This is a genomic window from Pseudomonas sp. R5(2019) (assembly GCF_009905435.1).
Lineage (GTDB): Bacteria > Pseudomonadota > Gammaproteobacteria > Pseudomonadales > Pseudomonadaceae > Aquipseudomonas.
Genome location: NZ_JAAAMT010000002.1, coordinates 224,137 through 248,922 on the forward strand (window position 1 = coordinate 224,137; position 24,786 = coordinate 248,922).

Consider the following 24,786-nt stretch of genomic DNA (forward strand, 5'->3'; position numbering starts at 1 on the left):
CAACTCAAGCCATTGATTTTTATTGATTTTATTTCGATAAAAACACGCTTCAAAAATCTTCGGTGTCGCAATCTGGAACAGCTGTCGCGCCTGTCGCCGAGACACGGCGTCTCAACAGCAAAGGGAAGCGGGTGGCGCCGGGGCTGCTTTGCAGCCCATCGCGCCCAGGTGCGCTCCTACATGCGTTACGCGATCTGTGTAGGAGCGCACCTGGGCGCGATGGGCCGTGCAACAGCCCCAACCCGCCTGAGTCAGGCTTTGAGCGCTTCGAGCACCACCTGCAACGGATGGCGCAGTTGCTGGTCAGCAAAGCGCTTCACCTGGCTGCGGCACGAATAGCCGGTCGCCAGCGCTTCGCCTTCCTTCTGCAATTGCCCGGCCCAGGACTGATCGAAGATGATCCGCGAGGTTTCCTGGTTGCGCGCTTCGTGGCCATAGGTGCCCGACATGCCGCAGCAACCGGTCGCCTGGGTCACCAGCTTGAGCCCCAGGCGGGCGAACACCTGTTCCCACTGGCGGGTGCTGGCCGGTACGTTGGTTTTCTCGGTGCAGTGCGCCAGCAGGCGGAACGGCACTGCGTGGGTCGGCTGGCCGGCATGCTCGGGCAGCACATCGAGCAGCCACTCCTGCGGCAGCTCCACCTGCGGGCATTTGCGCAGGTCCGGAACCTTTTGATATTCCTGGCGATACACCAGGGTCATGGCCGGGTCCAGGCCCACCAGCCGGACGCCGCAATCACTCAGCGCTTGCAGCTGGTTGGCGTTGCGAATGGCCGCCTTGTTGAACGCCGACAAAAAGCCCTGCACATGCAGCGGTTTGCCGTTGGCGCTGTAAGGCGCCAGGTAAACCCGGTAACCCAGCTGGGTCACCAGCTCGATAAACGCGGCCAGCAGCGGGGTTTCGAAGTAGCGGGTGAACGCATCCTGCACCAATACCACGCTGTGATCGCGCTGGGCCGGGGTCAGCCCGCGCAGGTTGGCCGGGGTCGCCACGCCCACGCGGCAACGGTTGAGCGTGGCCTGGAAATCGAAGCGGCTGATCAGCGGGCTGTCGATCATGCCGACCTGCTTGACCAGCAGGTTTTTCACCAGGTTCGAGCCCATCAGGCCGTTGTACAGCCCCGGCAAACGTGCCAGGTACGGAATGCTGAACTCCAGCGAGCCGATCAGGTAATCGCGGATCGGGCGCAGGTAGCGACCGTGGTAAAGCTCCAGGAAGCGCGAGCGAAACTCCGGCACATTGACCTTGATCGGGCACTGCCCGGCGCAGGACTTGCACGCCAGGCAACCGGCCATGGCGTCATAGACTTCATGGGAGAAGTCCGCCTGGCCCTGACGTTGCGCACGGCTGTTGCGCAACCGTTGCGCCAAGCCCTTGAGCCAGCCCACCGGGCGCTGCGCGGCCGCCAGCACATCCACGTTGGCCGCCCCTTGCAGCCGCAGCCATTCACGAATCAGCGACGCACGGCCCTTGGGCGAATGCTGGCGTTGGCGGGTGGCTTTCCACGAGGGGCACATGGCGTCGTTGGGGTCGAAGTTGTAGCAGGCGCCGTTGCCGTTGCAGTGCACGGCGCTGCCGAAGCTTTCCCAGACACGCTCATCGATCTGCCGGTCGAGGTCGCCGCGCATCGTCACTTCATCCACTTTCAGCAGCGCTTCGGTGCTGTTCAGCGGCGTGCAGATCTTGCCGGGGTTGAGTTGGTTGTGCGGGTCGAAGGCGCTTTTCAGGGCCTGCAGCGACGGGTACAGGTCGCCGAAGAATTTCGGCGCGTATTCCGAGCGCACGCCCTTGCCATGTTCGCCCCAGAGCAGGCCGCCGTAGCGCTGGGTCAGCTGCGCCACGCCATCGGAAATTGGTCGCACCAGTGCCGCCTGGGCGGGGTCTTTCATGTCCAGCGCCGGACGCACGTGCAGCACGCCGGCATCGACGTGGCCAAACATGCCGTACTGCAGGCCATAGCTGTCGAGCAAGGCGCGGAACTCAGCGATGTAGTCGGCCAGCTGCTCGGGCGGCACGGCGGTGTCTTCCACGAACGGCTGCGGGCGCACTTCGCCCTGCACGTTGCCCAGTAGACCGACCGAGCGCTTGCGCATGGTGTAGACGCGGGTCACGGCTTCCTGGCCGGCGGCCAGGGTGTGGCCCAGACGCTCGACCGCCTTGTCGTTCTGCAGGTGCTCGACAAACGCGCTCACCCGCGCGTTGACTTCCTCAGGGTCGTCGCCGCAGAACTCGACCAGGTTGATGCCCAGGGTCGGGCGCGCCGGATCTTCCGGGAAGTACTCCGAGACGCTGTGCCAGACGATGTCTTTCATCGCCAGCATCAGCACCTTGGAGTCGACCGTTTCGATCGACAGCGGCTTGAGCTCAAGCAAGGCGCGGGCATCGCGCAGGGCGTCCATGAAGCTGGCGTAGCGCACGTTCACCAGCACCGCGTACTTGGGAATCGGCAGCACATTGAGCTTGGCCTCGACCACAAAGCCCAGCGAGCCTTCGGCGCCGCAGAGCACGCTGTTGAGGTTGAAGCGGCCCTGTTCATCGCGCAGGTGCGCCAGGTCGTAGCCGGTCAGGCAGCGGTTGAGTTTGGGAAAGCAAGCGTCGATCAGTTCGGCTTTTTCAGCGTTGATCTGGCGTGCGATGCGATAGACCTCGCCGCTGCGATCCTGGCGAGCGCACTGGCGCTCAAGCTCTTCATCGCTGATCGGCTGGGTGTGCAGGTGCTCGCCGCCGAGCAGGACGCTGTCCAGCTCCAGCACGTGGTCGCGGGTTTTGCCGTAGGTGCAGCTGCCCTGGCCGCTGGCGTCGGTGTTGATCATGCCGCCGACGGTGGCGCGGTTGGAGGTGGACAGTTCCGGGGCGAAAAACAGGCCATGGGCCTTGAGGGCAACGTTGAGCTGGTCCTTCACCACACCGGCCTGCACCCGCACCCAGCGTTCTTCGGCATTGATTTCCAGGATCTTGTTCATGTGCCGCGACAGGTCGACGACAATCCCGTCGGTCAGCGACTGGCCGTTGGTGCCGGTGCCGCCACCGCGCGGGGTGAGCTTGACCTCACGGAACGCCGGCCTGGCCATCAGCGCGGCGACTCGCGCCACATCGTCGGCATCCAGCGGAAACACGGCCGCCTGCGGCAGGCGCTGGTAGATGGAGTTGTCGGTGGCCAGCACCGTACGGCTGGCGTAGTCGGCACTGATCTGGCCACGGAAGCCGCTGTTGCGCAGGGCCTCCAGAAAATCCTGGTAACTGGAAGCGGTCACGGCCGGTTGCAGCTGGGCGATCATCGGGGATGCCTCTTTATCATCTGAACTTGAAGAAAACGATCGGTGAAACTTGCCAACGTCGCATAAGTGCTCCAGCCTCTACTGCCGAGCTGTGCCAATGTTCCCGGTATTGAGCGCCTGGGGCAAACGGATAATCTTGCCGCTATCGATGACTTTTCTGAATGAATTACCGCCGCCTGACGCCGTCCATGTCCCTGCTGCTGGCTTTTGAGGCCGCCGCACGCCACGAAAGCTACACCCGCGCCGCCCAGGAGCTGTCGCTGACCCAGAGTGCGGTCAGCCGTCAGGTCCAGGCGCTGGAGCAACAATTGGGCCTGACCCTGTTCCGCCGCGAGGGCCGCCAGGTGCAGCTGACCGACGTCGGCCGGCTGTATCAGCGCGAGATGAGCGAGGCGCTGGGGCGCATTCGCAGTGCCACCTTGCAGGCGCTCGCCTATCAGTCCGGCGTCGGTACCTTGCGCCTGGCTACCCTGCCGACCTTCGGCTCGAAATGGCTGCTACCGCGCCTGCATGACTTTTATGCCGCCCACCCCGGCATGCTGGTGCATATCCATTCACGGATCGAAGCCATCGACTTTGAAACCAGCGAGATCGACGCCGCCATTGGCGTCGGCAGCGGCGATTTGCCCGGCCTGATCAGCCACCGCCTGCACGCCGAACAACTGGTGGTGATCGCCAGCCCCTCGGCCGCCGAACACGTCGAACAGCTGACACCGCAGCAAATCAGCGAATACGTGCTGCTCAACGTTGCCAACAACCCGCATGCCTGGGGCGAATGGTTTTCCCACCACGGCCTGCCTCACCGGGCCATGCGCCTGGGCCCCAGCTTCGAACTGACCTCACACTTGATCCAGGCGGTGCGCGCCGGCATCGGCATTGGCCTGGTGCCACGGATTCTGGTGGAAGAGGAATTGCACAACGGTGAGGTCATCAGCCCCGGCGAAGGCATTGCCAGCCAGCGCAGCTACTACCTGATCTACCCACCGCGCAACGAGGCACTGCCGTCGTTGCGGGCGTTCAAGCAATGGCTGCTGGCGCAGATCTGATCGTCCAGAGCGCCCGTCAGGGTAGAGCAACCGATTGCTGGCGGAACACCAGCGCCTTCAAGCCGCCTTCGGCTTCGCTGTCCGGAAACTCGGGCGGGTTCTCCAGCCGCTCGATAAACCGCAGTTGCGGCGCTTCGGCCGCCATGCCGTCGATCAAAAACGCCGTGCCGATGGCCGGGTCGTTGACGCAGGCCAGCACCGTGCCTTCTGGGGTCAGCAGTTCCGGCAGGCGGCGCAGGATCCGCTGGTAGTCCTTGGTCAGGGCGAAGCTGCCTTTCTGGAAGGTCGGCGGGTCGATGATGATCAGGTCATACGGTCCATATTTCTTCACCTTGCCCCAGGACTTGAACAACTCATGGCCGAGAAAACTCACACCGCTGAGGTCATGGCCATTGAGCCTGTGATTGTCCCGCCCACGGCTCAAGGCCGCCTTGGCCATATCCAGATTGACCACCTGCTCGGCGCCGCCGGCCACGGCGGCGACGGAAAAGCCGCAGGTGTAGGCGAACAGGTTCAACACCCGCTTGCCCCGTGAGTGCTCGCGCACCCAGCGGCGGCCATAGCGCATGTCGAGGAACAGGCCGCTGTTCTGTTTGACGCCCAGGTCCAGCTGATAGCGCAGGCCGTCTTCATCGATCAGCCAGTGCTCCACTTGTTCGCCCAACAGCCATTCGGTGGCGCTGTCGGGCAGATAGCGGTGCTGCAAAAGCAGGCTATGCGCCTTGCGCGCTGCCCACACAGGCGATGCGGCGAATTCCAGCAACATCGCCTTCAGTGCCGCCAACTCCTCGGCTTGCGGCTCGCGAAACAGCGCGACCAGCACCACGCCTTGCAGCCAGTCCACCGTCACTTGCTCCAACCCCGCCCAGCAACGGCCACGGCCATGGAACAGGCGGCGGGTTTCATCGGGGGCGTCGGTGAGGGCCTGGAGAAGGTGTTGGTGCAGTGTGGCGATGGCGGCGGGGTTCATGGTGTCGGGCGGTGGCGGGAAAGGGGCGGGATTGTACCTGAAAGCTCCGACAACTTTTTCGGACGCTGGGAGGCAAGAGCATGCTATTTTGACGACTGAGAAAAGGTACGTCGCTGGCGTACCATTTTTCGATGATTTTTATTGAAACCCCAATTTTCACTAAGCGAGTACAAGAACTGCTGGATGACGATAGCTACGTCAAACTTCAGCATTCACTTATTCGCAACCCCTCATCCGGAGACGTGATAGAGGGCACAGCGGGTATCCGCAAAATTCGGGTCGCCGCAAAGGGGCATGGCAAGCGCGGTGGCGCGCGCGTCATTTACTATCATTTTGTATCGAATTCGCAGATTGCCCTGCTGCTTATTTATCCAAAGAACGAGCAGGACGATTTGACCGCTGACGAGCGAAAAGCTCTGAAATCGGTGATTGAGCATTGGAGGTAACGATGAGTAAATTTTTTGAAGAGCTGATGGAAAGCGTTCAGCAGATGGATGAAATTGTCCGGGGCGAACGCGAACCCTCCCGCGAATTCACCATCGATGCCCTTCAGGTCAAGGAAATCCGCAAAGCAACGGGTCTTTCTCAGGCCAAGTTCGCGGCAATCATAGATGTCCAACTGGCAACGTTGCGTAATTGGGAGCAAGGGCGGCGGCAGCCGACAGGTCCTGCAAAAGCCTTGCTCAAGGCAATTCACAACGACCCTGAACATGTACTGAGTGCTTTGGCCCAGCCAGCCCATTGAACCCTTCAAAACGGTTCAACGACCGTTCCCGGCTCCTACCGGGAACAGTCTACAGGCCGATCACAAAAACCACCGATACTCCCGCGCACTCACTTCATTCATGAACGCCAGATGGTCCTGGCGCTTGTTCTCGCAGTACACCATCACGAACTCACTTCCCAGCCCGGCATTGACCGCCGGGTGAAGACGCATGGCGGCCACGGCGCTGAGCATGTCCTTGGGGAAATCGATGCCGCTCTGGCGGTTTTCGTTCAGTGGAGCGATGGGTTCGCGGGCCTGATCCAGGCCATATTCCATGCCGGTCAGGATCGCCGCCAGCACCAGATACGGATTGGCGTCGGCGCCGGCCAGGCGATGTTCGAGGCGCAGGTTGCGCGGGTCGGATTCGGGGATGCGGATGCACGCATCGCGGTCCTCGAAGCCCCAGCTGGCGCGGCTGGCGGCGTTGACCATGGCGCCGTAGCGGCGGAAGGCGTTGTGGTTGGCGGCAAAGATCGGCATGCAGTGCGGCAGCAATTCCAGGCAGCCGGCCACGGCATGACGCAGCGGCCGTTGTTCGTTGGCCGCCAGCAGGTTGTTGCCCGCCTCGTCGTACAGGCTCACATGCACATGCATGCCACTGCCCGGCGCATCGAGGTAGGGCTTGCTGATAAAGCTGGCGCGATGGCCGTGCTTGAGCGCCACGCCACGGGTACTGCGGCAGAACAAGGCTGACCAGTCTGCCGCGCTCAGGGCGTCGTCGCTGTGGGCGAAGTTGATTTCAAATTGGCCTGGGCCCAATTCCGCGGTGATGACGTTGGCCGGCACGCCCTGCTCGTTGGCGGCTTCGACCATCTCGTGCAACACCGAGGAAAACCGCGACAGCCGTTCGATGTGCATGTTCGGCTGATCGTCCTGGTCGTCGGTGTAAGCGTCCCGAGGGAACTGCGGCAGCCCGCTCTTGAGCGCGCGGTCGAACAGGTAAAACTCCAGCTCGAACGCCACCACCGGGCGGATTCCGCGCCTGGCCAGGCGCTCGATCACCCGCGCCAGCACTTCACGCGGCTCGAACTCGATCGGTGCGGCGGTGCCGTCCGAGCTGATCAGCATCTGCGCCAGCGGCTCGCCTTCCCAGCGCACCGGCTTGAGGGTGCCGGGGATCAAGCGCCGTGGTGCGTCCGGGTCGCCGTCGGCAAAGCAGTAATCGCCAATCGGGTGCAAGCCGCCCTGCACGCCCAGCAGCACGCAGTTCTGCGGCAGCTTCAATGGCGCACCGGCGGCGACTTTTTCCAGCATGTCCATGGGGTAGCGCTTGCCGTAGAAATGCCCGGGAATGTCCAGGGCGATCAAATCGACATAGCGCACCTGCGGGTGCTGCGCCCGAAACGCACGCACTTCGCTGAGCAGATCGGGAGTGGCGGCAGTCATAGTCCTGTCCTTGTGAGGCGAATTCAATTGAACACCCAGAGCACACGGGTGGGTTTGTCGGTGCGGTTGGCGTAGCGAAACTTGGCATGCGGCGGCAACTGGAAGCTGTCGTTGGGCCTGAGGGTCACGGCCTCGCCGTCATCCAGCCACAGCGTCAGCTCGCCTTCGAGCACAAAACCGCCCTGCTCCGAACTGTCGTTCAGATGCCCTTCGCCACTGCTGGCGCCCGGCTGCAAATGGCTGTCGAGCATGGAGAAACCGCCGGCAATGGTCGGCGAGGCCAGCACGTCGGTAATGCCCCCGGCGTAATACAAGGTGCGACGCTCGTCCGGGCGGGTCACCCAGCTGACATCCCGCAGCTTGTTCAGGTTGTAGAAATAGGTGGTCGGCACGCCCAGGCTTTCGCTGATGGCGGTGAGGTCGGCCACGGTCGGGCGCGACAGGCCACGCTCGACCTGAGACACAAAGCCCACCGAGCGATCGATGCGCTGGGCCAGTTCGCCCAGGGTCAGGTTCTTGAATTTGCGCAGGTCGCGAATCAGGATCGCCAGGCCTTCGACTTCTTCTTGCATGTTCATGGGTCAGTCCATTCCTCAAATAACGTCGCGCAGCCGATACCAGGCCTTGCCCACCGCTTCCAGTGGCGCGGCCAACAGCGAGCCACCCGGGAAGCGCGGGTTCGACAGGCTCTGGTAGAGCGCCAATAAATGCTCATCGCCCAGAATTGCATCGCTCACCGCACGGGCGCCAGCCAGGGTCGGCAACACGCCATGGCCGGAAAAGCCCTGCAACCAGTAACGCTGGCCGTGGCGGCCAATGTCGGGCGTGCGTTTCATGCTGACATCGATATGGCCGCCCCAGGCGTAGTCGATGTCGACCCCGCGCAGTTGCGGGAAAACCCGCTCAAGATACGGGCGCGTGGCGCTGGCGACATCCTTGGGAATGCCGCCCAGGTAAGTGCAGCCGCCACCAAACAGCAACCGATGGTCTGGCAGCAGACGGAAGTAATCAGGCACGAACTGGTTGTCGATCACGCAGCTGTTGTGCGGCAACAGCGACTGCGCCAGGTCCGGCGGCAGCGGCGCGGTGGCGACCTGATACGAGCCCACCGGCAACAGGCGGTTGGCCAGCTGGCGGTCCAGGCCATCGATATAGGCATTGCAGGCCAGCACCAGCACATCGCTGTGCACCTCGCCCCGTTCAGTACGGGCGACAAAGCCGTCAGCGGTTTCGCGATAACCCAGCACCTGGCTCTGCTCGAAGATTTGCCCACCGGCCCGCTCGATGGCAGCGGCCAGGCCCTGGGCCAGTTTCAGCGGGTTCAGGTGCGCGCCATTGGGATCATAAAGCGCGGCGCGATAGCGCGGGCTGGCGATCCATTCGGGCAGTTCATCACCCTCGATCAGCCGCAATGCGTCGTAGCCCCACTTGTTGCGGGCCTCGTCACGAGCCTCATGGAGCATCGCCACGCGCCGCGCTTGCACGGCGGTCCAGAGGCTGCCGAGGCGGTAATCGATGTCGAAGCCATGGCGCTGGGGCAGATCGCGCATCTCCTCGGCCGCCCAACGCATGCTGCCCCACAGCTGGCGCGTGCGTTCGACGCCCAATTGCCGTTCAAACGGCGGCATGTCGCACGACCAGCCCAGCAACGCCTGCCCGCCATTGCGCCCGGAGGCGGCCCAGGCAATGCGGCTGGCCTCCAGCAGCACCACGCGCTTGCCGGCCAGCGCCAGGCGCAGGGCACTGTGCAAACCGCTGAAACCCGCGCCGATCACGAGCACATCGCAGCTCAGGGTGCTCTGCAGGGTGGGGCGTAATGGCAGCGCGCCAGGGAAGGTGACGGCGTAGTACGTGGCGATGTGTTGGGCGGACTGTTTGAACATGACGGGCCATCCATGTGAAATTTTATGATTATATTTTCATGAAAAAATAGCAGATAAATTTCACGAAGCCAAGTCGACAGCCGTCTCCTTAAAACCAAGACATCTACACATATCATTTAATACTATATAAATCAGTCGTATGTACTCGATACCTCCAGACCAGACGTCCGCATGATGACGATTTGAGCATTGCAAACTTGAAGACCTGCAAACGATGAAAAAAGACAAATACGAAACGAATCAACTACATAGATTAAATATTCCCGGACTGGACACCCGTCTGATCAAGCGTTACTGGGACCTGGTCATGGCCCATATCAACGGACCATCGGCAGTAGCCGCTGGCATAAAGGTCTTACCCAAGGCCAACCAGGTATTTGCCCAAACCCAAGCGCTTTGGCGTTTTCTCAGCAATGACCAGATCAAATTGACCGGCTTGGCCACACCCCTCTTAGAGCTAGCCCACGAAGGCAGCCGCGACAGTTGCGACGACTACGTTCTCGTTGCCCATGACTGGTCCTGTATCAACTACAGCCAGCACCATGCAAAGACGGATCGCCTGCAAGTGCCCCACGATTGCGCCATGGGTTACGAGCTACAGAGCAGCTTGCTGATCAGTGATCGTGACGGAGCGCCTATTTGCACACCTGCACTAAACCTGGCCACGAATAAAGGCGTACTGAGCACTCGTACCGACGAACCCCTTGAATCTCAGAAGCATCTGGATGAACTGACGCAGCGTATCGCCTGGCTGCAAGCACAAGATTTTGCCAAGCCGTTGGTGCATATCGTGGATCGTGAGGCCGACTCGGCGGCTCATCTTCGCCAGTGGCACGCGGGTCAACATCGTTATCTGGTCCGAGTAAACGCAGGCTCCCTCGCGCAACATGAAGGCCAATCAAAACCGCTGCGGCTCATTGCGCAGCAGCTGAGTTTCCACGAAACACGGCAGGTGGATCACAAGGGGAAACCCGCCATCCAGTGGCTGGCTGAGACCGATGTTGTGCTGACTCAGCCGGGAGCTTCTTTGGCACTGCGCTTGATTGTCACTAGAATAATTGGCCCTGAGGGCGAGCTTTTGGCTGAGTGGTACCTGCTGAGCAACCTTGAGGCGTCAGTGCAACCTGAACGGTTGGCGCTCTGGTATTACTGGCGCTGGCGCATCGAGTCGTACTTCAAATTACTGAAAGAGGCGGGACAAGAGCCGGAAAGCTGGCAACAGGAAAGCGGCGCGCCCATTTTCAAACGGCTACTGATCGCCTCCCAGGCCTGTGCGATGGTGTGGCGTCTGCTGCGCGTCCAGGGCGAGTTGCCGAGCAAACGCTGCTGATACGACTGTCCCAAAGGCACTGAACTCAAGCGCTGGATGTAAAAGCCCTGATACGTCTACTCTTTCGCCTCTGTCCCGTTATCGAGTGTTTGTCATGACCGATCTGTCTGCCTTCCCGATCACCAAGAAGTGGCCTGCCCAGCATCCCGAGCGCCTGCAACTCTATTCGTTGCCCACCCCCAACGGCGTCAAGGTGTCGATCATGCTTGAGGAGATCGGCCTGGCTTATGAGGCGCACCGGGTCAGCTTCGAGACCCATGACCAGCTGTCCGCCGAATTCATTTCAATTAACCCCAATAACAAGATCCCGGCCATCCTCGACCCCAATGGCCCGGCGGGCGCACCGCTGCCGTTGTTCGAGTCGGGGGCGATCCTGGTGTACCTCGCCGAGAAAACCGGCAAGCTGATACCCCGGGACCCGGCCGGCCGCTATGAAGCGATCCAGTGGCTGATGTTCCAGATGGGCGGCATCGGGCCGATGTTTGGCCAGGTGGGGTTCTTCAATAAATTTGCCGGCAAGGACTACGAAGACAAGCGTCCGCGCGACCGCTATGTCGCCGAATCGAAGCGTTTGCTCGGTGTGCTCAATACACGTCTTGAGGGGCGCCAGTGGTTGCTCGGCGATGAATACAGCATTGCCGATATCGCGACCTTTCCGTGGGTGCGCAACCTGATTGGTTTCTATGAAGCGGGCGATCTGGTGGGCATTCAGGATTTCCCGAATGTGATGGCAGCGCTTGATCGCTTTCTGGCGCGGCCTGCGGTGGCCAGGGGCTTGACCATTCCTGCGGCCGGATGACGGAGGTTGCCAGCCGCCCCTTGCGGGCGGCTGGCGGGCCTGATCAGTGACGGTCGTGCCACACGGTTTGGGCGTTGCAGAACTCGCGCACGCCGAAGTGCGACAACTCACGGCCAAAGCCGCTTTTCTTCACGCCACCAAACACCACGCGTGGGTCTGAGGCGCTGTAACCGTTGATGAATACGCCACCGGTTTCCAGCTCGTCGGCAAAGCGCTCGGCCAGCGCCAGGTCTGCGGTGTAGACAGTGGCGGTGAGGCCGAATTCGCTGTCGTTGGCCAGTGCCAAAGCGTGTTCTGCATCCCTGGCCGTGATGATCGAGGCCACGGGCCCAAACAGCTCCTGCTTGAACGAGGTCATGTCCGCGGTCACATCACCGAGCACGGTCGGCTCGTAGTAGTTGCCCGCACCCTCGGCCTTGCGTCCGCCCAACAGCAGGGTCGCGCCTTCGGCCAGCGTGGCTTGCACCTGCCCGTCCAGCTCATCGCGCAGATCGTAGCGCGCCATTGGGCCCAGGTAGTGTTCTTCCAGCAGCGGGTCGCCCATCTTCAGCGCTTGTACCGCTTCGACATACTTGGCGGTGAAGGCTTGCACCACCGGCTGCTCGATGATCATGCGCTTGGCGGCGGCGCAGACTTGCCCGGTGTTCTGGTAGCGGCCGATCACGGCAGCCTTCACGGCTTCGTCCAGGTTGGCATCGGCAAGCACGATAAAGGGGTCGGAGCCACCCAGTTCCAGCACGCATTTTTTCAACGCGGCACCGGCCTGTGCACCAATGGCGGCGCCTGCACGCACGCTGCCGGTGACGGTCACGCCGGCGATGCGCGAATCGACAATGGCCTTGGACACGCCGTCGGGAGCCACGTTGATCACCGTAAACACACCGTCTTCAAAGCCTGCCGCACGGAAGGCATCCAGCAGCAGGTAAGCGCTGCCCATCACGTTCGGAGCGTGCTTGAGCACGTAGGTGTTGCCGGCCAGGATAGCCGGGACCGCGCCGCGCAAGACCTGCCAGATCGGGAAGTTCCACGGCATCACGGCCAGTACCGGACCGAGCGGGCGGTACTCGATTCGCGCCTTGCCACCTTCCACCTGAGTCGCCTCGGGCGCCAGCATGGCCGGGCCGTTTTCGGCGTACCACAGGCACAGCTGGGCGCATTTCTCGATTTCGCCGCGGGCCTGCTTGATCGGCTTGCCCATTTCCAGGGTGATCATCCGTGCCATGGCTTCGCTGTTGTCGCGCAAGGCCTTGGCCAACGCTTGCAGCCGTTCAACCCGGGCACTCAGCGGTGCGCGACGCCAGACGGCGAAAGCGCTTGCGCTACCGGCCAGCGCAGCTTCGAACGCCTCGGCGCTGTCGAACGGGTATTCGCCAATCGGCTCGCCGGTGGCGGGGTTGATGGAAACAGCGGCAAGGTTGCTCATCGCAGGGCTCCTGGTAAGTGGATGACGGCCACGATAAGTCAGGCCTACAATCATTAAAACTGAATAATACTGACCGATTCATTCACGCCAGGAGAATGTCGTGGACCTGACCCAACTCGAGATGTTTCGCGCCGTCGCCGAAGAAGGCAGCATCAGCGCCGCCGCCCAGCGCGTGCACCGGGTGCCCTCCAACCTCACCACGCGGATTCGCCAGTTGGAGGCAGACCTGGGTGTCGAACTGTTTATCCGCGAGAAGCTGCGCCTGCGATTGTCGCCGGCCGGGTGGAATTTTCTCGACTATGCGCGGCGCATTCTCGACCTGGTCGACGAGGCCCGGCTGGCCGTCAGCGGCCAAGAGCCCCAGGGTGGTTTCTCCCTGGGTTCATTGGAAAGTACCGCCGCAGTGCGCATCCCTGCCCTGCTGGCGGCCTATCACCAGCACTTCCCGAAAGTCGAACTGGACCTCTCCACCGGCCCTTCCGGCACCATGATCGAGGGCGTACTCGACGGCCGCCTCGCCGCCGCCTTTGTCGATGGCCCGGTGCTGCACCCGGCACTGGAGGGCATGCCGGTGTTCGAGGAGGAAATGGTGGTGATCGCCCCCTCCAGCCACCCGCCTATCCTCAACGCCGGGCAGGTCAACGGCGAAAGCATCTACGCCTTTCGCGCCAACTGCTCCTACCGCAAACATTTCGAACGCTGGTTCAGCAGCGACGGTTCAACGCCGGGGAAAATTTTCGAAATGGAGTCCTATCACGGCATGCTTGCCTGCGTCAGCGCCGGTGCCGGCCTGGCGCTGATGCCGCGCAGCATGCTCGAAAGCATGCCGGGCAGCAGCAACGTCAGCGTCTGGCCGTTGTGTGAACAGTTCAGCCATCTGAACACTTGGCTGATCTGGCGCCAGGGGGTCAAGCCGCGCAATCTGGTGGCGATGATTGAATTGCTGCAGGCCGGGACCGTCCAATAATCAGAGGCCGTGCCGATTGCGACTGGCCTGCACAATCCGCTGCGCCGGCACCCGCAGTTGCGTCAGCAGGTAGTCGGCAAATTCAGGCGAATACGGCTGCAAGGCAATCGCCTGTTCCATGCACATCAACCAGGCGGCGCTGCCGGCTTCATCGATCGGCCATTGCGCATGGAAGGCCGGGATCGCAATCGAGCCGTATTTCTCGCTGAACAGCTTCGGCCCGCCCAGCCAGCCGCTGAGAAAGCAGGTGAGCTTGTCCCGGGCACTGTCCAGGCTTTCGGGGTGCATGCGGCGCAGTTGCGCGGCCGCCGGGAGTTCATCCATCAGCCGGTAGAAGTCGTCGACCAGCCGACGCAGGCCGTCGATGCCACCGGCAGCCTGGTAGGAGGCATCGCCGGTGCCGTAGGAGGGAGTGGTGGTCATATGGGCCATCCTGCTTGGGAAAGCACCATGTTAGCGCTGGCGCCCTGGCGGCAAAATAGCTTGCAGGCTAACGATCACACTTGATCAAGGCTTGAACGCCGCCTCAACTTCAGCGCCGGTCATCGTCTTGGTCTTATTGGAGAAGTCGTACCAGGCGGGTTTTTCATCGATATAGACCTGCAGGTCGAAGGTCCAGTTTTCAGGCCCTTGGAGCAAACCGAGCGGCACGGAGTAGAAGCCGCCCTGCTTGAGCCGGTAAAACAGGTGGGTGCCACAGGTATCGCAAAATCCGCGCTCAGCCCAGTCCGAAGAGCTGAAGACTTTGATGTGTTCTTCGCTGGCGTAGACCGGTGCGGTTTCGGTGTCTACCGCCATGGCCGGCCCACCCGCCCATTGGCGGCACATGCTGCAATGGCAGGCGCTGAAAGTGGGGTGTTTGAGCTCAACGGTGAACGTGACCGCGCCGCACAGGCAACGGCCTTGTTTTTTGATGACTGACATGATGCTCTCCATTTCAGGGTAAAAACCGTAGGAGCAACTGTAGCTGCTACATCAGGTTAGACCCGCAAATCAGTTGGAGAACGCCCGACCCAGCCCACCCGGGACGCCGCTGCTGTCGGTCTCTTGCCACGGCCCTTTCAGGCTGGTCGACCAGCTCCAGCCACCGTCCCAGCGGTAATAGGTGCGTTGGCGGTAAAAGGTGTTGGTCAGTTTCTCAAGCACATAGACGCCCAGTTTCGGGTCCCAATGGCTGGCCCCCCCCGGTGGCGGCGCAAAACTCGCCGAGGTACGCGGCATCGGTTTGGGCGTCGCTGACGGTGGCTTGGGCTTGCTCGGGCCACCGACTGGCGGCTTGACCGTCGGCACCGACGGCGGTGGAGTCCGCTGTGGCGGCGCGGTGGGGACCGGTTGCTGCACCGCACAGGCGCTCAAGCCCACTATCAGGGTGAGAAGGGTCATGCGGGCAATGGCAGTCATGGCGGTGTACTCGTACAGGACATCGATCGAAGTGAGGGGACGCAAGGTGCGTGTCCGGTTTGACTTCAATTTGTGGCGACAGTTTCACCCAGACGCTTCATGGCGATGGATGCCGTGGCCGACTCGACGCCGCTGGCCTGGGCCTGCAGCCATTGCAGCAACGCCAGCTCGCTGAACGTCAGCACCGGGATGAACAGCCAGCAAAACAGACTGCACAGGGCGAGGAAGATCAGGGCCAGCCAGCGCAAGTCGCCGCTCAAGGTGGCGAATGAGGGTTGCAGCCAGAGCACGGCGGCGATCAATACAGAGACGAAGAGCAGGGTTGAACGCAAATAGGGCGTTAGCAAGACGGACTTCATGGGGCGTGGGGCCGAAATGGACTTGGGGATTTGAAGGTATCGGCCGGGGGATGGGAATCTTTATCTAGCGATGGGGCATTTGTAGGAGCGGACCCGGCCGCGATGGGGCGCGCAGCGGCCCTGGGGTCTGCTTCGCAGCCCATCGCGGCCGGGTCCGCTCCTACAAATGCCGCGTGGTTTCTCAGGGTTCGGGGGTATCGATCACGACGTGTTGCAATGCCGTGGTGCTGCTGGCCAGCGGCTGGCTGCGGCCGATCCATTCGCCCTTGGTCGGCTGCCCAGCGCGGGATACCCGCGCCACCAGCTGCACTTCGGGGAATTTGGACAGTTTGAGCTGCGGCATCATCGCGTCGCTATCGCTGAGTTCCACCTCGATCGGCAGGTCCGCGACGGTCACGCGCTTGACCGCCAGGGGCATGGGTGGCCCGGAGCTTGCCCGGGCGAAGATGAACACGCTGTCGTCCGCCTTGACCCTGGCCTTCAGGCTCGCCGCCAATTCAACCCGCACCTTCATTCGCGCTTCGGACGCCAGCGCTGGCGCCGCCTTGACGCTGCCGCCGCTGGCCAGCAGTTTGTCGCTGGCGCGTTTGATACCGCCTTCGAGCGCCGAACGCGAGGTGTCGTTCGCTGGCAGCAGTTCCAGCAAGCGTGTCCAGTTGTCGATAGCGTCCTGATAACGCTCGCTTTCAAAGGCGGCGATACCGAGCAAGCCCAGGCTGGTGACTTCCTTGGGATCCGCCTTCAAGGCTTCATCGGTGAGCGCCTGCAGCTCGTCGCTCCAGCGTTTGCCATTGGCGAAATAGCGCGCCTGGGCCCACTGGCCGAGCAGCTCGGGCTGGCGACCTGCCAGGGCGATGGTGCGCTCGAACAATTTCGCGGCATCGGCCGGACGGTTCTGGGTCATGTAAGTGCGTCCCAGGAAATACAGGCCTTCGGGCGAGTCCGGCTGGGCAGCCACGGCCCGCTCCAGGCGCTGGGTCATGTCTTGCATGGAGGTCGGCGCCTGGGCGAATTCGCGGGACAGTTCGACCTTGTCGCTGGCCCCGAAATGCAGATAAAGGCCCAGACCCAGCACCGGCACCAGCACGGCCGCCAGAATCGGCAGCGGCTTGCCCAGACGAGAAACCCGCACCTCTTGTGCGCCCTCGGTGTCGGCCAGCAGTTCGCGAGCCGCTTCAGCCCGGCCGCTTTCCAGCTGCGCATCGCTGAGCACGCCCTCCTCGCGTTCCTCTGCAAGTTCTGCGACACGCTCCTGATAAAGCGCCACGTTCAAGGCCGTGCGGTCGGCTTCCAGCTGGGCACGGCGACCACGCAACACGGGGATCAACAAAAAACTCAAGGCCACCAGCAACAGCAACCCTGCAGCAAGCCAGAAATCAATCATGGGTTTTGTCTTTGTCCAGCAATTGGGCGAGGCGCTGACGTTGCGCATCGGTGAGGTCGGTGTCGCCGATCGGCAGCTCGGCGCGGCGGCGGCGCACGATCACGGCGATCACTACGGCGCCGCCGAGCAACAGGCCAGCCGGGCCGAACCAGAGCAGCCAGGTGCGCGAAGTGAGCGCCGGTTTGTAGCGCACGAAATCACCGTAGCGATCGACCATGAAGTCGATGATCTGCTGATTGCTCTTGCCTTCGCCGAGCATACGGAAGATTTCCTTGCGCAGGTCAGCGGCAATCGGCGCATTGGAGTCGGCGATGTCCTGGTTCTGGCACTTGGGGCAGCGCAGTTCCTTGGTCAGTTCGCGAAACCGTTCGCGGTCCGAGTCGCTGGCAAACTTGTAGGTGTCGATCGCCGCCTGGGCGACGCCGGCCAGGCTCAGGCTCAGCACGGCCCCCGCAAGCCAGCGCCTCATGGCCGGGCCTCGTCGACCAGGCCTTGATACAGGCTGGCCAGTTGTTCGCGCCAGACGGTCTCGTCGATCACCCCGACGAACTTGTGACGGATCACGCCCTTGGCATCGATCAGGAAGGTTTCCGGCGCGCCGTAAACGCCCAGGTTCAGCCCGAGGGTGCCCTGCTCGTCGCGGATATCAAGCTGGTAAGGGTTATGAAATTCGCTGAGCCACTTCAGCGCGGCGGCGTTGTCATCCTTGTAGTTGATGCCATAGATAACCACGCCCTGCTCGGCCAGCTTGTTCAACATCGGGTGTTCGACCCGGCAGGAGATGCACCAGGTGCCCCAGACGTTGACCAACGCCGGTTTGCCAATCAGGTCGGCCTGGGTCAGGGTCTTGTCGCCCTGCACGGCCGGCAGCGAGAAGGCCGGGAGGGGTTTGCCGATCATCGCCGAAGGCAGTTCGGCCGGGTCCAGGTACAGGCCCCGGTACAGAAACACCGCTACCGCCAGAAACAGCGCCAGCGGCAACAACAGCATCCAACGCTTCATACAGTCGCTCCGTTCATGCCCAGCGCTTCACGCACGCGGCTCTTGACCTTGACCCGATAGCGCGGGTCCAGCGCGGCCAGCAAACCACCCAGCCCGGTGAGCAAGCCACCGAACCAGATCCAGCGCACGAACGGCTTGACGTGCACCCGCACCGCCCAGGCGCCCTCGCCCAGCGGCTCGCCGAGTGCCACGTAGAGGTCACGGGTGAAGCCCGCGTCGATGCCGGCTTCGGTCATCATCGATTGCTGCACGGTGTAGAGGCGTTTTTCCGGGTGCAGCACACTGACCAGCCGGCCTTTTTCCAGGACCCGCACGGTGCCTTTGTCCGACGTGAAGTTCGGGCCTTCGAAATGCTCGGCGCCTTCGAACACAAATTGATAACCAGCCAACTCCATCGATTCGCCCGGCGCCAGGCGCAGGTCGCGTTCAGCACTGTTGTTGCTCGACAGCACTACGCCCATGGCGCACACCGCGATGCCGATATGGGCCACGTGCATGCCCCAGTAGCTGCGGTTCAAGCCGCGGATACCCTTGATCAGGCCTTTGTGGCGAGTTTTGTCGAGCACATCACGCACACCCGCCAGCACGATCCAGGCTGCCAGGGCGAAGGTGGTCAGTACCGGCCAATCGAAATCATCGACCCACAGACCTGCCAGCGGCGCAATGACCGCGCTGCCGATCAATACCGGGGTGAGCATGCTGCTCAGCCATTTCAGCGGGGTGTCTTTCCAGCGCACCAGCACGCCCACCGCCATCACCACCATCAACAGGCCCATCAATGGCACGAACAAGGCATTGAAGTACGGCGGGCCGACCGACAGCTTGGCGCCGGTCAGGGCATCGAGCACCAGCGGGTACAGGGTGCCAAGCAGGATCATCGAGGCCGCCACCACCAGCACCAGGTTATTGCCCAGCAGCAGCGTTTCGCGCGACCACAGGCCAAAGCCGACCTGGCTCTTGACCACCGGCGCACGGAGGGCGAACAGCGTCAGCGAACCGCCGACCACACACAGCAGGAAGATCAGGATAAACACACCACGGGCCGGGTCCGAGGCAAAGGCATGGACCGAGGTGAGCACGCCAGAACGCACCAGGAAGGTACCCAACAGGCTCAGGGAAAACGCGGCAATCGCCAGCAGCACGGTCCAGCTCTTGAACACGCCACGTTTTTCAGTGACTGCCAGCGAGTGAATCAGCGCCGTGCCGACCAGCCAAGGCATGAACGAAGCGTTTTCCACCGGGTCCCAGAACCACCAGCCACCCCAGCCCAGCTCGTAGTAAGCCCACCAGGAGCCGAGGGTAATGCCGATGCCGAGGAAGGCCCAGGCGACGATGGTCCAAGGCCGCGACCAGCGCGCCCAGGCGGCGTCCAGGCGCCCGCCCAGCAGTGCCGCGATGGCGAAAGCAAAGGCCACCGAAAAGCCGACGTAGCCCATGTACAGCATCGGTGGATGGACGATCAGACCGATGTCCTGCAGCAGCGGATTGAGGTCGCGCCCGTTGGCGGGCACCTGCGGCAGGATCCGCTCGAACGGGTTGGAGGTCATGATCAGAAACAGCAGGAAGCCGATGCTGATCACGCCCATCACCGCCAGCACGCGGGCGAGCATCACCTGGGGCAATTGCCGGGAAAAAATCGATACGGCGAAGGTCCAGCCGCCGAGGATCAAGGCCCACAACAGCAGCGAGCCTTCGTGGGCACCCCACACCGCGCTGAACTTGTAGTACCAGGGCAAGGCGCTGTTGGAGTTGCCGGCCACGTAGGCGACCGAGAAATCGTCGACCATAAAGGCGTAGGTCAGGCAGCCAAAGGCAAAGGCCAGGAAGGTGAACTGCCCCCAGGCGGCCGGCTGAGCCAGGCTCATCCACAGGCGGTCGCCACGCCAGGCACCCAGTAGCGGGATCGTCGCCTGGACAACGGCAAAGCACAGGGCCAGGGTCAGGGCCAGGTGGCCCAGCTCCGGAATCATCAATGTGGCGGTCATGGCATCACCCCTGTTTGGCCGGTGCCGGCTCAGAGACCGGAGCAGCCTGGCCGCTTTCCTTGAGCGCCTTGGTCACTTCGGGCGGCATGTATTTCTCATCGTGCTTGGCCAGCACTTCGTCAGCGACCACCACGCCTTCGGCATTGAGCTTGCCGAGGGCAACGATGCCCTGCCCTTCACGGAACAGGTCCGGAAGGATGCCGCGGTAGGTGATCGGCACGGACTTGTTGAAGTCGGTGACCACAAAGCGCACGTCCAGCGAATCGCCGGAGCGTTGCAGGGAGCCCTTCTCGACCATGCCGCCTGCGCGGATGCGAGTATCGAGCGGCGCTTCGCCATTGGCGATCTGGGTCGGGGTGTAGAACAGGTTGATGTTCTGTTGCAGGGCGCTGAGCGCCAGGGCCACGGCGATGCCGACGCCGGCCAGCAGCCCGAGGATGATAAACAGACGTTTCTTGCGCAGCGGATTCACTTGCTGTTCTCCCGACGCAGACGACGCGCCTCTTGTTGCAGGTAACGACGCTTGGAGTGCAGCGGCAAGGTGATGTTGATCACCAGCACCAGCAGGAAGATGCCATAGGCCGACCACACATACAGACCATGATGCCCCATGGCCAGGAACTCGTTGAACGACGCAAAACTCATCGCGCGGCCTCCTGCCCCAAGGTCCGCAACACTTCGGCCTGGGCCCAGCTGCTGCGCGCTTCACGCTTGAGGACTTCAAGGCGCATGCGCACCAGCAGCATGGCGCCGAAGAAGCAGTAGAAACCCAGCACCGTGAGCAACAGCGGTAGCCACATTTCGGCCGGCATCGCCGGTTTTTCGGTCAGGGTGAAGGTGGCGCCCTGGTGCAGGGTGTTCCACCACTCGACCGAGTATTTGATGATCGGGATATTGATCACGCCGACAATCGCCAGCACCGCGCAGGCCTTGGCCGCGCTCTCACGATTACTGATCGCCTGGCTCAGGGCAATAAGACCGAAGTACAGAAACAGCAGGATCAGCATCGACGTAAGTCGTGCATCCCAGACCCACCAGCTGCCCCAGGTCGGCTTGCCCCAGATGGCCCCGGTGAGCAGCGCCACGGCGGTCATCCAGGCGCCGATCGGTGCGCCGCATTGCAGGGCGACATCGGCGATTTTCATTTTCCAGACCAGCCCGACCACACCCGCCACCGCCAGCATCACGTAGCAGGATTGGGCCAGCATGGCGGCCGGTACATGGATGTAGATGATGCGAAAGCTATTGCCTTGCTGGTAGTCCTGAGGGGCAAAGGCCAGTCCCCAGACCACGCCAACTCCAATCAACACGGCAGCTGAAATGCTCAGCCAGGGCAACAGGCGACCGCTGATGCCATAGAACCACTTGGGCGAACCCAGTTTATGAAACCACGTCCAGCTTATTGCGCTGTTCTTCATCACGGTTGATCCAGGGTCTTGGCCGGGGCACGGGGCCCGGCTCCTTTATTATTCGCCAACGCTGATCTTCAGGCCAGCCGCTATTGCAAAGGGTGCCAGGGTTACCGCCAGGGCCGTCAAACTGCCGAGCCAAAGCAGGTAACCGGTGGCCGGCATACCTTGCAAGGCTGCCTGCAGGGCGCCGCTGCCGAGGATCAATACCGGGATGTATAAAGGCAAAATAAGCAGTGCCAGCAACAGGCCACCGCGTTTCAATCCCACTGTCAGCGCGGCACCAACCGCGCCCAGCAGGCTTAGCACCGGAGTGCCAAGTAGCAGGGAAGCCAACAATACCGGCAAACACGCCGGTGGCAAGCCCAACATTAGTGCCAGCAAGGGTGCAAGCAAGACCAATGCCAAGCCCGAAAAGGCCCAATGTGCCAGTACCTTGGCAAGCACCAGAAGTGCCAGCGGGTGCGGCGAAAGCACCCACTGTTCCAGCGATCCGTCCTCGAAATCGCTGCGAAAAAGCCCATCCAGCGAGAGGAGAACGGACAATAACGCGGCGACCCAGACCAGGCCAGGTGACAAAGTTTGCAACAATTGTGTCTCAGGACCGACCGCCAGTGGAAACAGTGCAATCACGATGGCGAAAAAAACCAGCGGGTTAAGCAGCTCTGCCGGGCGGCGACACAACAGCCGCGCTTCACGCCTGACCAGTAACGCAAAAACGCTCATACGGACCAATGCCCCAGATCAATATTCCGATAACCGGCAGGCACAAGGCCGAGGGTGTGGTGGGTGGTCAGCACGACCATCCCGCCCTGCTCGCAATGGCGAGCCAGGTGTTGCTCCAGTTGCGCGACGCCCTGTTTGTCGAGGGCGGTGAAGGGTTCGTCGAGAATCCACAGCGGCGGGCTGTCAAGGTACAGGCGCGCCAACGCCACCCGGCGCTGCTGGCCGGCGGACAAGGTGTGACAGGGAACATCTTCGAAACCGCGCAAGCCGACCGCCTCCAGCGCCCGCCACATGGCCTCATGCCCGGCCGGCTGGTGCAGGGCGCAGAGCCAGGCGAGGTTTTCTTCGGCGGTGAGCAGGTCCTTGATACCGGCAGCATGGCCAATCCACAACAGCCCGCGGGCCAGCTCGCTGCGCTGTTCGGCCAACGGCTGGCCATTGAGCAGGACCTGGCCGTGGGTCGGCGCCATCAATCCGGACAGCAGGCGCAACAGGCTGGTCTTGCCGCTGCCGTTGGGGCCACTGATCTGCAACATGTCGCCAGCGTTCAGTTGTAATTCGAGGTTCTCGAAGAGCATCCGCCAGTCGCGCTCGCACGCCAGCGCCACGGCTTGGAGATGAGGAGTCACGGGTTCGCCTTATTGGTTTTGCTGCACGGTTCAAGTCAGCCGCCGCCCGGCCGTTACAGTGGAAGCGGAGACGCTCCGGGGGCTGATTCGGGCGGCATTATACAGCTCATGTCCTTTGGCCGAGAGGTCAATTTTTCACAGGTTTTGAAGCCATGACAGGTGAGATCAACAGCCTCAACAGACCGCTGCCGCCGGCGTCTGCGGCACGTTCGCCGGCTGTCGCGGGCGAGCCGGTGAAACTGCTGCAAGCGCTGCCTGGGTTGCTGGCGGTCGGAGAAAGCGCGAGCGCCGAAGTGATGGACCTGAAACAGACCGCACAGGACTTTCAACTGCTGCTGCGCCTGACCCTGGCCAACGGCCGCCAGACCAACGTCCAGGCCTCGAGCCTGGTGCCGCTGCTGCAAGGCACCCAAGTGGCGGTGACGCGCACTTCCAGCGACACCCTGGCATTGCTGCAGCAGCAGTCGACCCACTCCAGCGTCGCCGCCTTGACCACCCTGGACCTCAAGCAACTACCGGTTGGCACCCTGCTGCAGGGCAAGGTACTGACCTCGCAACTGCTGCCTCAGACAGCCGGCCAACCACCGCTGTATCGCGCGCTGCTGAGCCTGCTCAATACCGCTCAGGCCGGCGCCACCCTGAGCCTGGACAGCCCTCGCCCGCTGGCCTTGGGCAGCCTGCTCAGCGCCCAGGTGCAAGGCCCCCAGGCGCTGTTGTTCATGCCGCTGAGCGGGCGGCTCGACCAGTTGGCGCTGGTGCAGAACCTTGGCGCCCAAGGGAGCCGCCAAGGCTCGCTGCAGGGCTTGTTCAACGCCTTGCAACGGCTAGAGGAAGCTGACGCCCTGCCCGCCGAGGTGCGCGCCGCAGCCGACAAGCTGGTGGCCAGCCTGCCTGATATCAGCAAGCTGACCGATGCCCGTGGCGTGGCCCAGGCAATGGCCAACAGCGGGGTATTCCTGGAAGCCAACCTGCTCGGCGGCGGCACGGCGCAGGCCACCGACCTCAAAGCCCATTTGCTGAGGCTGGTGGCGCAGATTCTGCCGGGGCTGCCGGCCAACACCACCTTCAATCCGGCTGCCGTCGGCAGCACACTGGCCCAGGTGCTGCCGGGCATGGTCCGCAATGCCTTGGGCATGCTGGGCCAGGTCGGCCCACGCGGCCCGGCGGGCGGCTTTCCGCTGCCGACACGGTTGCTGAAAAATGCCGGCGACGGCGACCTCGAACATTTGCTCAAACTGGCCGCCGCGGCGGTCTCCCGCTTGCAGACTCACCAGTTGAGCAGCCTGGAAAAGACCGGCACCACGCCCGATGGCAACCTGCTGACCACCTGGCAACTGGAAATCCCCCTGCGTTCGCAGCAAGACATCCTGCCCTTGCAGGTCAAGCTGCAACGCGAAGAAACCCCGGAGCAGCAAGCCCACCCCGAACGTGAACGGCGCGACGCAAAGGAACTGTTGTGGCGCGTCGAGCTGGCCTTCGACGTTCACCCATTGGGGCCGCTGCAGGTGCAGGCGCAACTGGTCCGCGGCAGCCTGTCCAGCCAGCTGTGGGCCGAACACCCGGCCACGGCCCAACTGATCGAAGGCCATTTGGGCTATTTGCGAGATCGTTTGGTGGCGTGCGGCCTGACCGTGGCCGAACTGGACTGCCATCAAGGCACGCCGCCCCAAGGGCCGCGCACACAACTGCAACAGCGCTGGGTGGATGAAACCGCATGACAGAACAAGCACCGCGCCAGGCCATCGCCCTGAGCTACGACGGCCAGCAGGCCCCGACCCTCACGGCCAAGGGCGACGATGCCCTGGCCGAGGCCATTCTGGCGATTGCCCGGGATTGCGAAGTGCCGATCTACGAGAACGCCGAACTGGTCAAACTGCTGGCGCGGCTGGAATTGGGCGACCGGATACCGGAAGAGCTGTACCGCACCATTGCCGAGATCATTGCCTTTGCCTGGTATTTGAAAGGCAAGGTACCGGTAGGGTCTGCGATGCAGGAACCGGGGGTGGAACGGGACATCACGCCCGGCCGATGAGTGCGGGGCGG

27 protein-coding genes are annotated in these 24,786 nt (G+C 62.6%); 8 read left to right on the top strand and 19 right to left on the bottom strand.

What is annotated here, in order from left to right; translation table 11 throughout:
- Positions 1-251: 251 nt before the first annotated feature.
- The gene (locus GUY40_RS02650; RefSeq protein ID WP_166567381.1) at positions 252-3,278 is read right to left on the bottom strand and encodes an FAD-binding and (Fe-S)-binding domain-containing protein; all 3,027 of its coding nucleotides are present in this window, start codon (positions 3,276-3,278) and stop codon (positions 252-254) included.
- 161 nt (positions 3,279-3,439) lie between these two features.
- On the opposite strand from GUY40_RS02650, the gene GUY40_RS02655 reads away from it, so the two are divergent.
- The gene (locus GUY40_RS02655; RefSeq protein ID WP_166567382.1) at positions 3,440-4,324 is read left to right on the top strand and encodes a LysR substrate-binding domain-containing protein; all 885 of its coding nucleotides are present in this window, start codon (positions 3,440-3,442) and stop codon (positions 4,322-4,324) included.
- Positions 4,325-4,340: 16 nt separating this feature from the next.
- Here the strand turns inward: GUY40_RS02655 and GUY40_RS02660 are convergent, their stop codons facing one another.
- Positions 4,341-5,294, bottom strand: coding sequence for a class I SAM-dependent methyltransferase (locus GUY40_RS02660; RefSeq protein ID WP_166567383.1), 954 nt, complete (start codon positions 5,292-5,294; stop codon positions 4,341-4,343).
- A gap of 131 nt (positions 5,295-5,425) precedes the next feature.
- Between GUY40_RS02660 and GUY40_RS02665 the strand changes: the two genes are divergently transcribed.
- Positions 5,426-5,740, top strand: coding sequence for a type II toxin-antitoxin system RelE/ParE family toxin (locus tag GUY40_RS02665; RefSeq protein WP_166567384.1), 315 nt, complete (start codon positions 5,426-5,428; stop codon positions 5,738-5,740).
- Between the two features lie 2 nt (positions 5,741-5,742).
- Complete coding sequence (nadS, locus tag GUY40_RS02670) at positions 5,743-6,039, top strand: NadS family protein (RefSeq protein ID WP_166567385.1); 297 nt, start codon at positions 5,743-5,745, stop codon at positions 6,037-6,039.
- Positions 6,040-6,099: 60 nt separating this feature from the next.
- On the opposite strand, the gene GUY40_RS02675 is transcribed toward nadS, so the two are convergent.
- From GUY40_RS02675 to GUY40_RS02685, 3 genes are read right to left on the bottom strand one after another with little or no spacing between them, the layout of a single operon-like run.
- A complete protein-coding gene (locus tag GUY40_RS02675; protein WP_166567386.1) occupies positions 6,100-7,446 on the bottom strand; it encodes a glutamine synthetase family protein in 1,347 nt (448 codons plus the stop codon).
- Positions 7,447-7,469: 23 nt separating this feature from the next.
- Complete coding sequence (locus GUY40_RS02680) at positions 7,470-8,024, bottom strand: XRE family transcriptional regulator (RefSeq protein WP_166567387.1); 555 nt, start codon at positions 8,022-8,024, stop codon at positions 7,470-7,472.
- 15 nt (positions 8,025-8,039) lie between these two features.
- Entirely contained in the window at positions 8,040-9,329 is a 1,290-nt protein-coding gene (locus GUY40_RS02685) for an FAD-binding oxidoreductase (protein ID WP_166567388.1), read from the bottom strand.
- A gap of 214 nt (positions 9,330-9,543) precedes the next feature.
- On the opposite strand from GUY40_RS02685, the gene GUY40_RS02690 reads away from it, so the two are divergent.
- Positions 9,544-10,659 (top strand): transposase, encoded by a 1,116-nt coding sequence (locus GUY40_RS02690; protein ID WP_166567389.1) that lies wholly within the window; start codon positions 9,544-9,546, stop codon positions 10,657-10,659.
- Positions 10,660-10,753: 94 nt separating this feature from the next.
- Positions 10,754-11,458: a glutathione binding-like protein gene (locus GUY40_RS02695; protein ID WP_166567390.1), complete on the top strand. Its 705-nt coding sequence runs from the start codon at positions 10,754-10,756 to the stop codon at positions 11,456-11,458.
- Positions 11,459-11,501: 43 nt separating this feature from the next.
- Here the strand turns inward: GUY40_RS02695 and GUY40_RS02700 are convergent, their stop codons facing one another.
- On the bottom strand, positions 11,502-12,881 hold the full coding sequence (locus GUY40_RS02700) for an aldehyde dehydrogenase family protein (RefSeq protein WP_166567391.1): 1,380 nt from the start codon (positions 12,879-12,881) through the stop codon (positions 11,502-11,504).
- Between the two features lie 100 nt (positions 12,882-12,981).
- On the opposite strand from GUY40_RS02700, the gene GUY40_RS02705 reads away from it, so the two are divergent.
- Positions 12,982-13,848 carry a LysR family transcriptional regulator gene (locus GUY40_RS02705; RefSeq protein WP_166567392.1) on the top strand — a complete coding sequence of 289 codons (867 nt, stop codon included), beginning with the start codon at positions 12,982-12,984 and terminating at the stop codon, positions 13,846-13,848.
- Here the strand turns inward: GUY40_RS02705 and GUY40_RS02710 are convergent, their stop codons facing one another.
- The 13 genes from GUY40_RS02710 to ccmA form a co-directional block, all read right to left on the bottom strand.
- A complete protein-coding gene (locus GUY40_RS02710) occupies positions 13,849-14,271 on the bottom strand; it encodes a group II truncated hemoglobin (RefSeq protein ID WP_166567393.1) in 423 nt (140 codons plus the stop codon). It lies immediately after the preceding gene.
- A gap of 84 nt (positions 14,272-14,355) precedes the next feature.
- On the bottom strand, positions 14,356-14,772 hold the full coding sequence (locus GUY40_RS02715) for a GFA family protein (RefSeq protein WP_166567394.1): 417 nt from the start codon (positions 14,770-14,772) through the stop codon (positions 14,356-14,358).
- A gap of 69 nt (positions 14,773-14,841) precedes the next feature.
- The gene (locus GUY40_RS02720; RefSeq protein WP_166567440.1) at positions 14,842-15,249 is read right to left on the bottom strand and encodes a hypothetical protein; all 408 of its coding nucleotides are present in this window, start codon (positions 15,247-15,249) and stop codon (positions 14,842-14,844) included.
- Between the two features lie 65 nt (positions 15,250-15,314).
- Positions 15,315-15,596 (bottom strand): hypothetical protein, encoded by a 282-nt coding sequence (locus GUY40_RS02725; protein ID WP_218585429.1) that lies wholly within the window; start codon positions 15,594-15,596, stop codon positions 15,315-15,317.
- A gap of 193 nt (positions 15,597-15,789) precedes the next feature.
- On the bottom strand, positions 15,790-16,992 hold the full coding sequence (gene ccmI / locus GUY40_RS02730; RefSeq protein ID WP_166567396.1) for a c-type cytochrome biogenesis protein CcmI: 1,203 nt from the start codon (positions 16,990-16,992) through the stop codon (positions 15,790-15,792).
- A complete protein-coding gene (locus GUY40_RS02735; RefSeq protein WP_166567397.1) occupies positions 16,985-17,461 on the bottom strand; it encodes a cytochrome c-type biogenesis protein in 477 nt (158 codons plus the stop codon). The genes ccmI and GUY40_RS02735 overlap by 8 nt, the downstream gene beginning before the upstream one ends.
- Entirely contained in the window at positions 17,458-17,994 is a 537-nt protein-coding gene (locus tag GUY40_RS02740) for a DsbE family thiol:disulfide interchange protein (RefSeq protein ID WP_166567398.1), read from the bottom strand. The genes GUY40_RS02735 and GUY40_RS02740 overlap by 4 nt, the downstream gene beginning before the upstream one ends.
- Positions 17,991-19,964, bottom strand: coding sequence for a heme lyase CcmF/NrfE family subunit (locus GUY40_RS02745; protein ID WP_166567441.1), 1,974 nt, complete (start codon positions 19,962-19,964; stop codon positions 17,991-17,993). The genes GUY40_RS02740 and GUY40_RS02745 overlap by 4 nt, the downstream gene beginning before the upstream one ends.
- Positions 19,965-19,983: 19 nt before the next feature.
- Complete coding sequence (gene ccmE, locus GUY40_RS02750; RefSeq protein ID WP_166567399.1) at positions 19,984-20,451, bottom strand: cytochrome c maturation protein CcmE; 468 nt, start codon at positions 20,449-20,451, stop codon at positions 19,984-19,986.
- Entirely contained in the window at positions 20,448-20,624 is a 177-nt protein-coding gene (ccmD, locus tag GUY40_RS02755; protein ID WP_166567400.1) for a heme exporter protein CcmD, read from the bottom strand. The genes ccmE and ccmD overlap by 4 nt, the downstream gene beginning before the upstream one ends.
- Positions 20,621-21,397, bottom strand: a complete 777-nt coding sequence (locus GUY40_RS02760) for a heme ABC transporter permease (protein WP_166567401.1) — start codon at positions 21,395-21,397, stop codon at positions 20,621-20,623. Before GUY40_RS02760 ends, ccmD begins: the two co-directional genes overlap by 4 nt.
- A 48-nt stretch (positions 21,398-21,445) precedes the next feature.
- The gene (gene ccmB, locus GUY40_RS02765; RefSeq protein WP_166567402.1) at positions 21,446-22,114 is read right to left on the bottom strand and encodes a heme exporter protein CcmB; all 669 of its coding nucleotides are present in this window, start codon (positions 22,112-22,114) and stop codon (positions 21,446-21,448) included.
- Positions 22,111-22,743: a cytochrome c biogenesis heme-transporting ATPase CcmA gene (gene ccmA / locus GUY40_RS02770; RefSeq protein WP_166567403.1), complete on the bottom strand. Its 633-nt coding sequence runs from the start codon at positions 22,741-22,743 to the stop codon at positions 22,111-22,113. The genes ccmB and ccmA overlap by 4 nt, the downstream gene beginning before the upstream one ends.
- A 152-nt stretch (positions 22,744-22,895) precedes the next feature.
- Here ccmA and GUY40_RS02775 point away from each other — a divergent pair, with 152 nt between their 5' ends.
- Together GUY40_RS02775 and GUY40_RS02780 are read left to right on the top strand one after the other, a co-directional pair.
- Positions 22,896-24,461 carry a flagellar hook-length control protein FliK gene (locus tag GUY40_RS02775; RefSeq protein WP_166567404.1) on the top strand — a complete coding sequence of 522 codons (1,566 nt, stop codon included), beginning with the start codon at positions 22,896-22,898 and terminating at the stop codon, positions 24,459-24,461.
- Positions 24,458-24,775, top strand: a complete 318-nt coding sequence (locus tag GUY40_RS02780) for an EscU/YscU/HrcU family type III secretion system export apparatus switch protein (protein ID WP_166567405.1) — start codon at positions 24,458-24,460, stop codon at positions 24,773-24,775. Before GUY40_RS02775 ends, GUY40_RS02780 begins: the two co-directional genes overlap by 4 nt.
- The last annotated feature ends 11 nt before the right edge of the window (positions 24,776-24,786 follow it).

Coding starts and splice junctions, on each gene's coding strand:
- GUY40_RS02650 (WP_166567381.1), bottom strand. CDS start 3,278: ATGATCGCCCAGCTGCAACCGGCCGTGACCGCTTCCAGTTACCAGGAT.
- GUY40_RS02735 (WP_166567397.1), bottom strand. CDS start 17,461: ATGAGGCGCTGGCTTGCGGGGGCCGTGCTGAGCCTGAGCCTGGCCGGC.
- GUY40_RS02780 (WP_166567405.1), top strand. CDS start 24,458: ATGACAGAACAAGCACCGCGCCAGGCCATCGCCCTGAGCTACGACGGC.
- ccmD (WP_166567400.1), bottom strand. CDS start 20,624: ATGAGTTTTGCGTCGTTCAACGAGTTCCTGGCCATGGGGCATCATGGT.
- GUY40_RS02715 (WP_166567394.1), bottom strand. CDS start 14,772: ATGTCAGTCATCAAAAAACAAGGCCGTTGCCTGTGCGGCGCGGTCACG.
- GUY40_RS02710 (WP_166567393.1), bottom strand. CDS start 14,271: ATGACCACCACTCCCTCCTACGGCACCGGCGATGCCTCCTACCAGGCT.
- GUY40_RS02720 (WP_166567440.1), bottom strand. CDS start 15,249: ATGACTGCCATTGCCCGCATGACCCTTCTCACCCTGATAGTGGGCTTG.
- ccmB (WP_166567402.1), bottom strand. CDS start 22,114: ATGAGCGTTTTTGCGTTACTGGTCAGGCGTGAAGCGCGGCTGTTGTGT.
- nadS (WP_166567385.1), top strand. CDS start 5,743: ATGAGTAAATTTTTTGAAGAGCTGATGGAAAGCGTTCAGCAGATGGAT.
- GUY40_RS02665 (WP_166567384.1), top strand. CDS start 5,426: ATGATTTTTATTGAAACCCCAATTTTCACTAAGCGAGTACAAGAACTG.
- GUY40_RS02685 (WP_166567388.1), bottom strand. CDS start 9,329: ATGTTCAAACAGTCCGCCCAACACATCGCCACGTACTACGCCGTCACC.
- GUY40_RS02760 (WP_166567401.1), bottom strand. CDS start 21,397: ATGAAGAACAGCGCAATAAGCTGGACGTGGTTTCATAAACTGGGTTCG.
- GUY40_RS02700 (WP_166567391.1), bottom strand. CDS start 12,881: ATGAGCAACCTTGCCGCTGTTTCCATCAACCCCGCCACCGGCGAGCCG.
- GUY40_RS02680 (WP_166567387.1), bottom strand. CDS start 8,024: ATGAACATGCAAGAAGAAGTCGAAGGCCTGGCGATCCTGATTCGCGAC.
- GUY40_RS02690 (WP_166567389.1), top strand. CDS start 9,544: ATGAAAAAAGACAAATACGAAACGAATCAACTACATAGATTAAATATT.
- GUY40_RS02695 (WP_166567390.1), top strand. CDS start 10,754: ATGACCGATCTGTCTGCCTTCCCGATCACCAAGAAGTGGCCTGCCCAG.
- GUY40_RS02660 (WP_166567383.1), bottom strand. CDS start 5,294: ATGAACCCCGCCGCCATCGCCACACTGCACCAACACCTTCTCCAGGCC.
- GUY40_RS02775 (WP_166567404.1), top strand. CDS start 22,896: ATGACAGGTGAGATCAACAGCCTCAACAGACCGCTGCCGCCGGCGTCT.
- GUY40_RS02655 (WP_166567382.1), top strand. CDS start 3,440: ATGAATTACCGCCGCCTGACGCCGTCCATGTCCCTGCTGCTGGCTTTT.
- ccmI (WP_166567396.1), bottom strand. CDS start 16,992: ATGATTGATTTCTGGCTTGCTGCAGGGTTGCTGTTGCTGGTGGCCTTG.
- GUY40_RS02675 (WP_166567386.1), bottom strand. CDS start 7,446: ATGACTGCCGCCACTCCCGATCTGCTCAGCGAAGTGCGTGCGTTTCGG.
- GUY40_RS02740 (WP_166567398.1), bottom strand. CDS start 17,994: ATGAAGCGTTGGATGCTGTTGTTGCCGCTGGCGCTGTTTCTGGCGGTA.
- GUY40_RS02745 (WP_166567441.1), bottom strand. CDS start 19,964: ATGATTCCGGAGCTGGGCCACCTGGCCCTGACCCTGGCCCTGTGCTTT.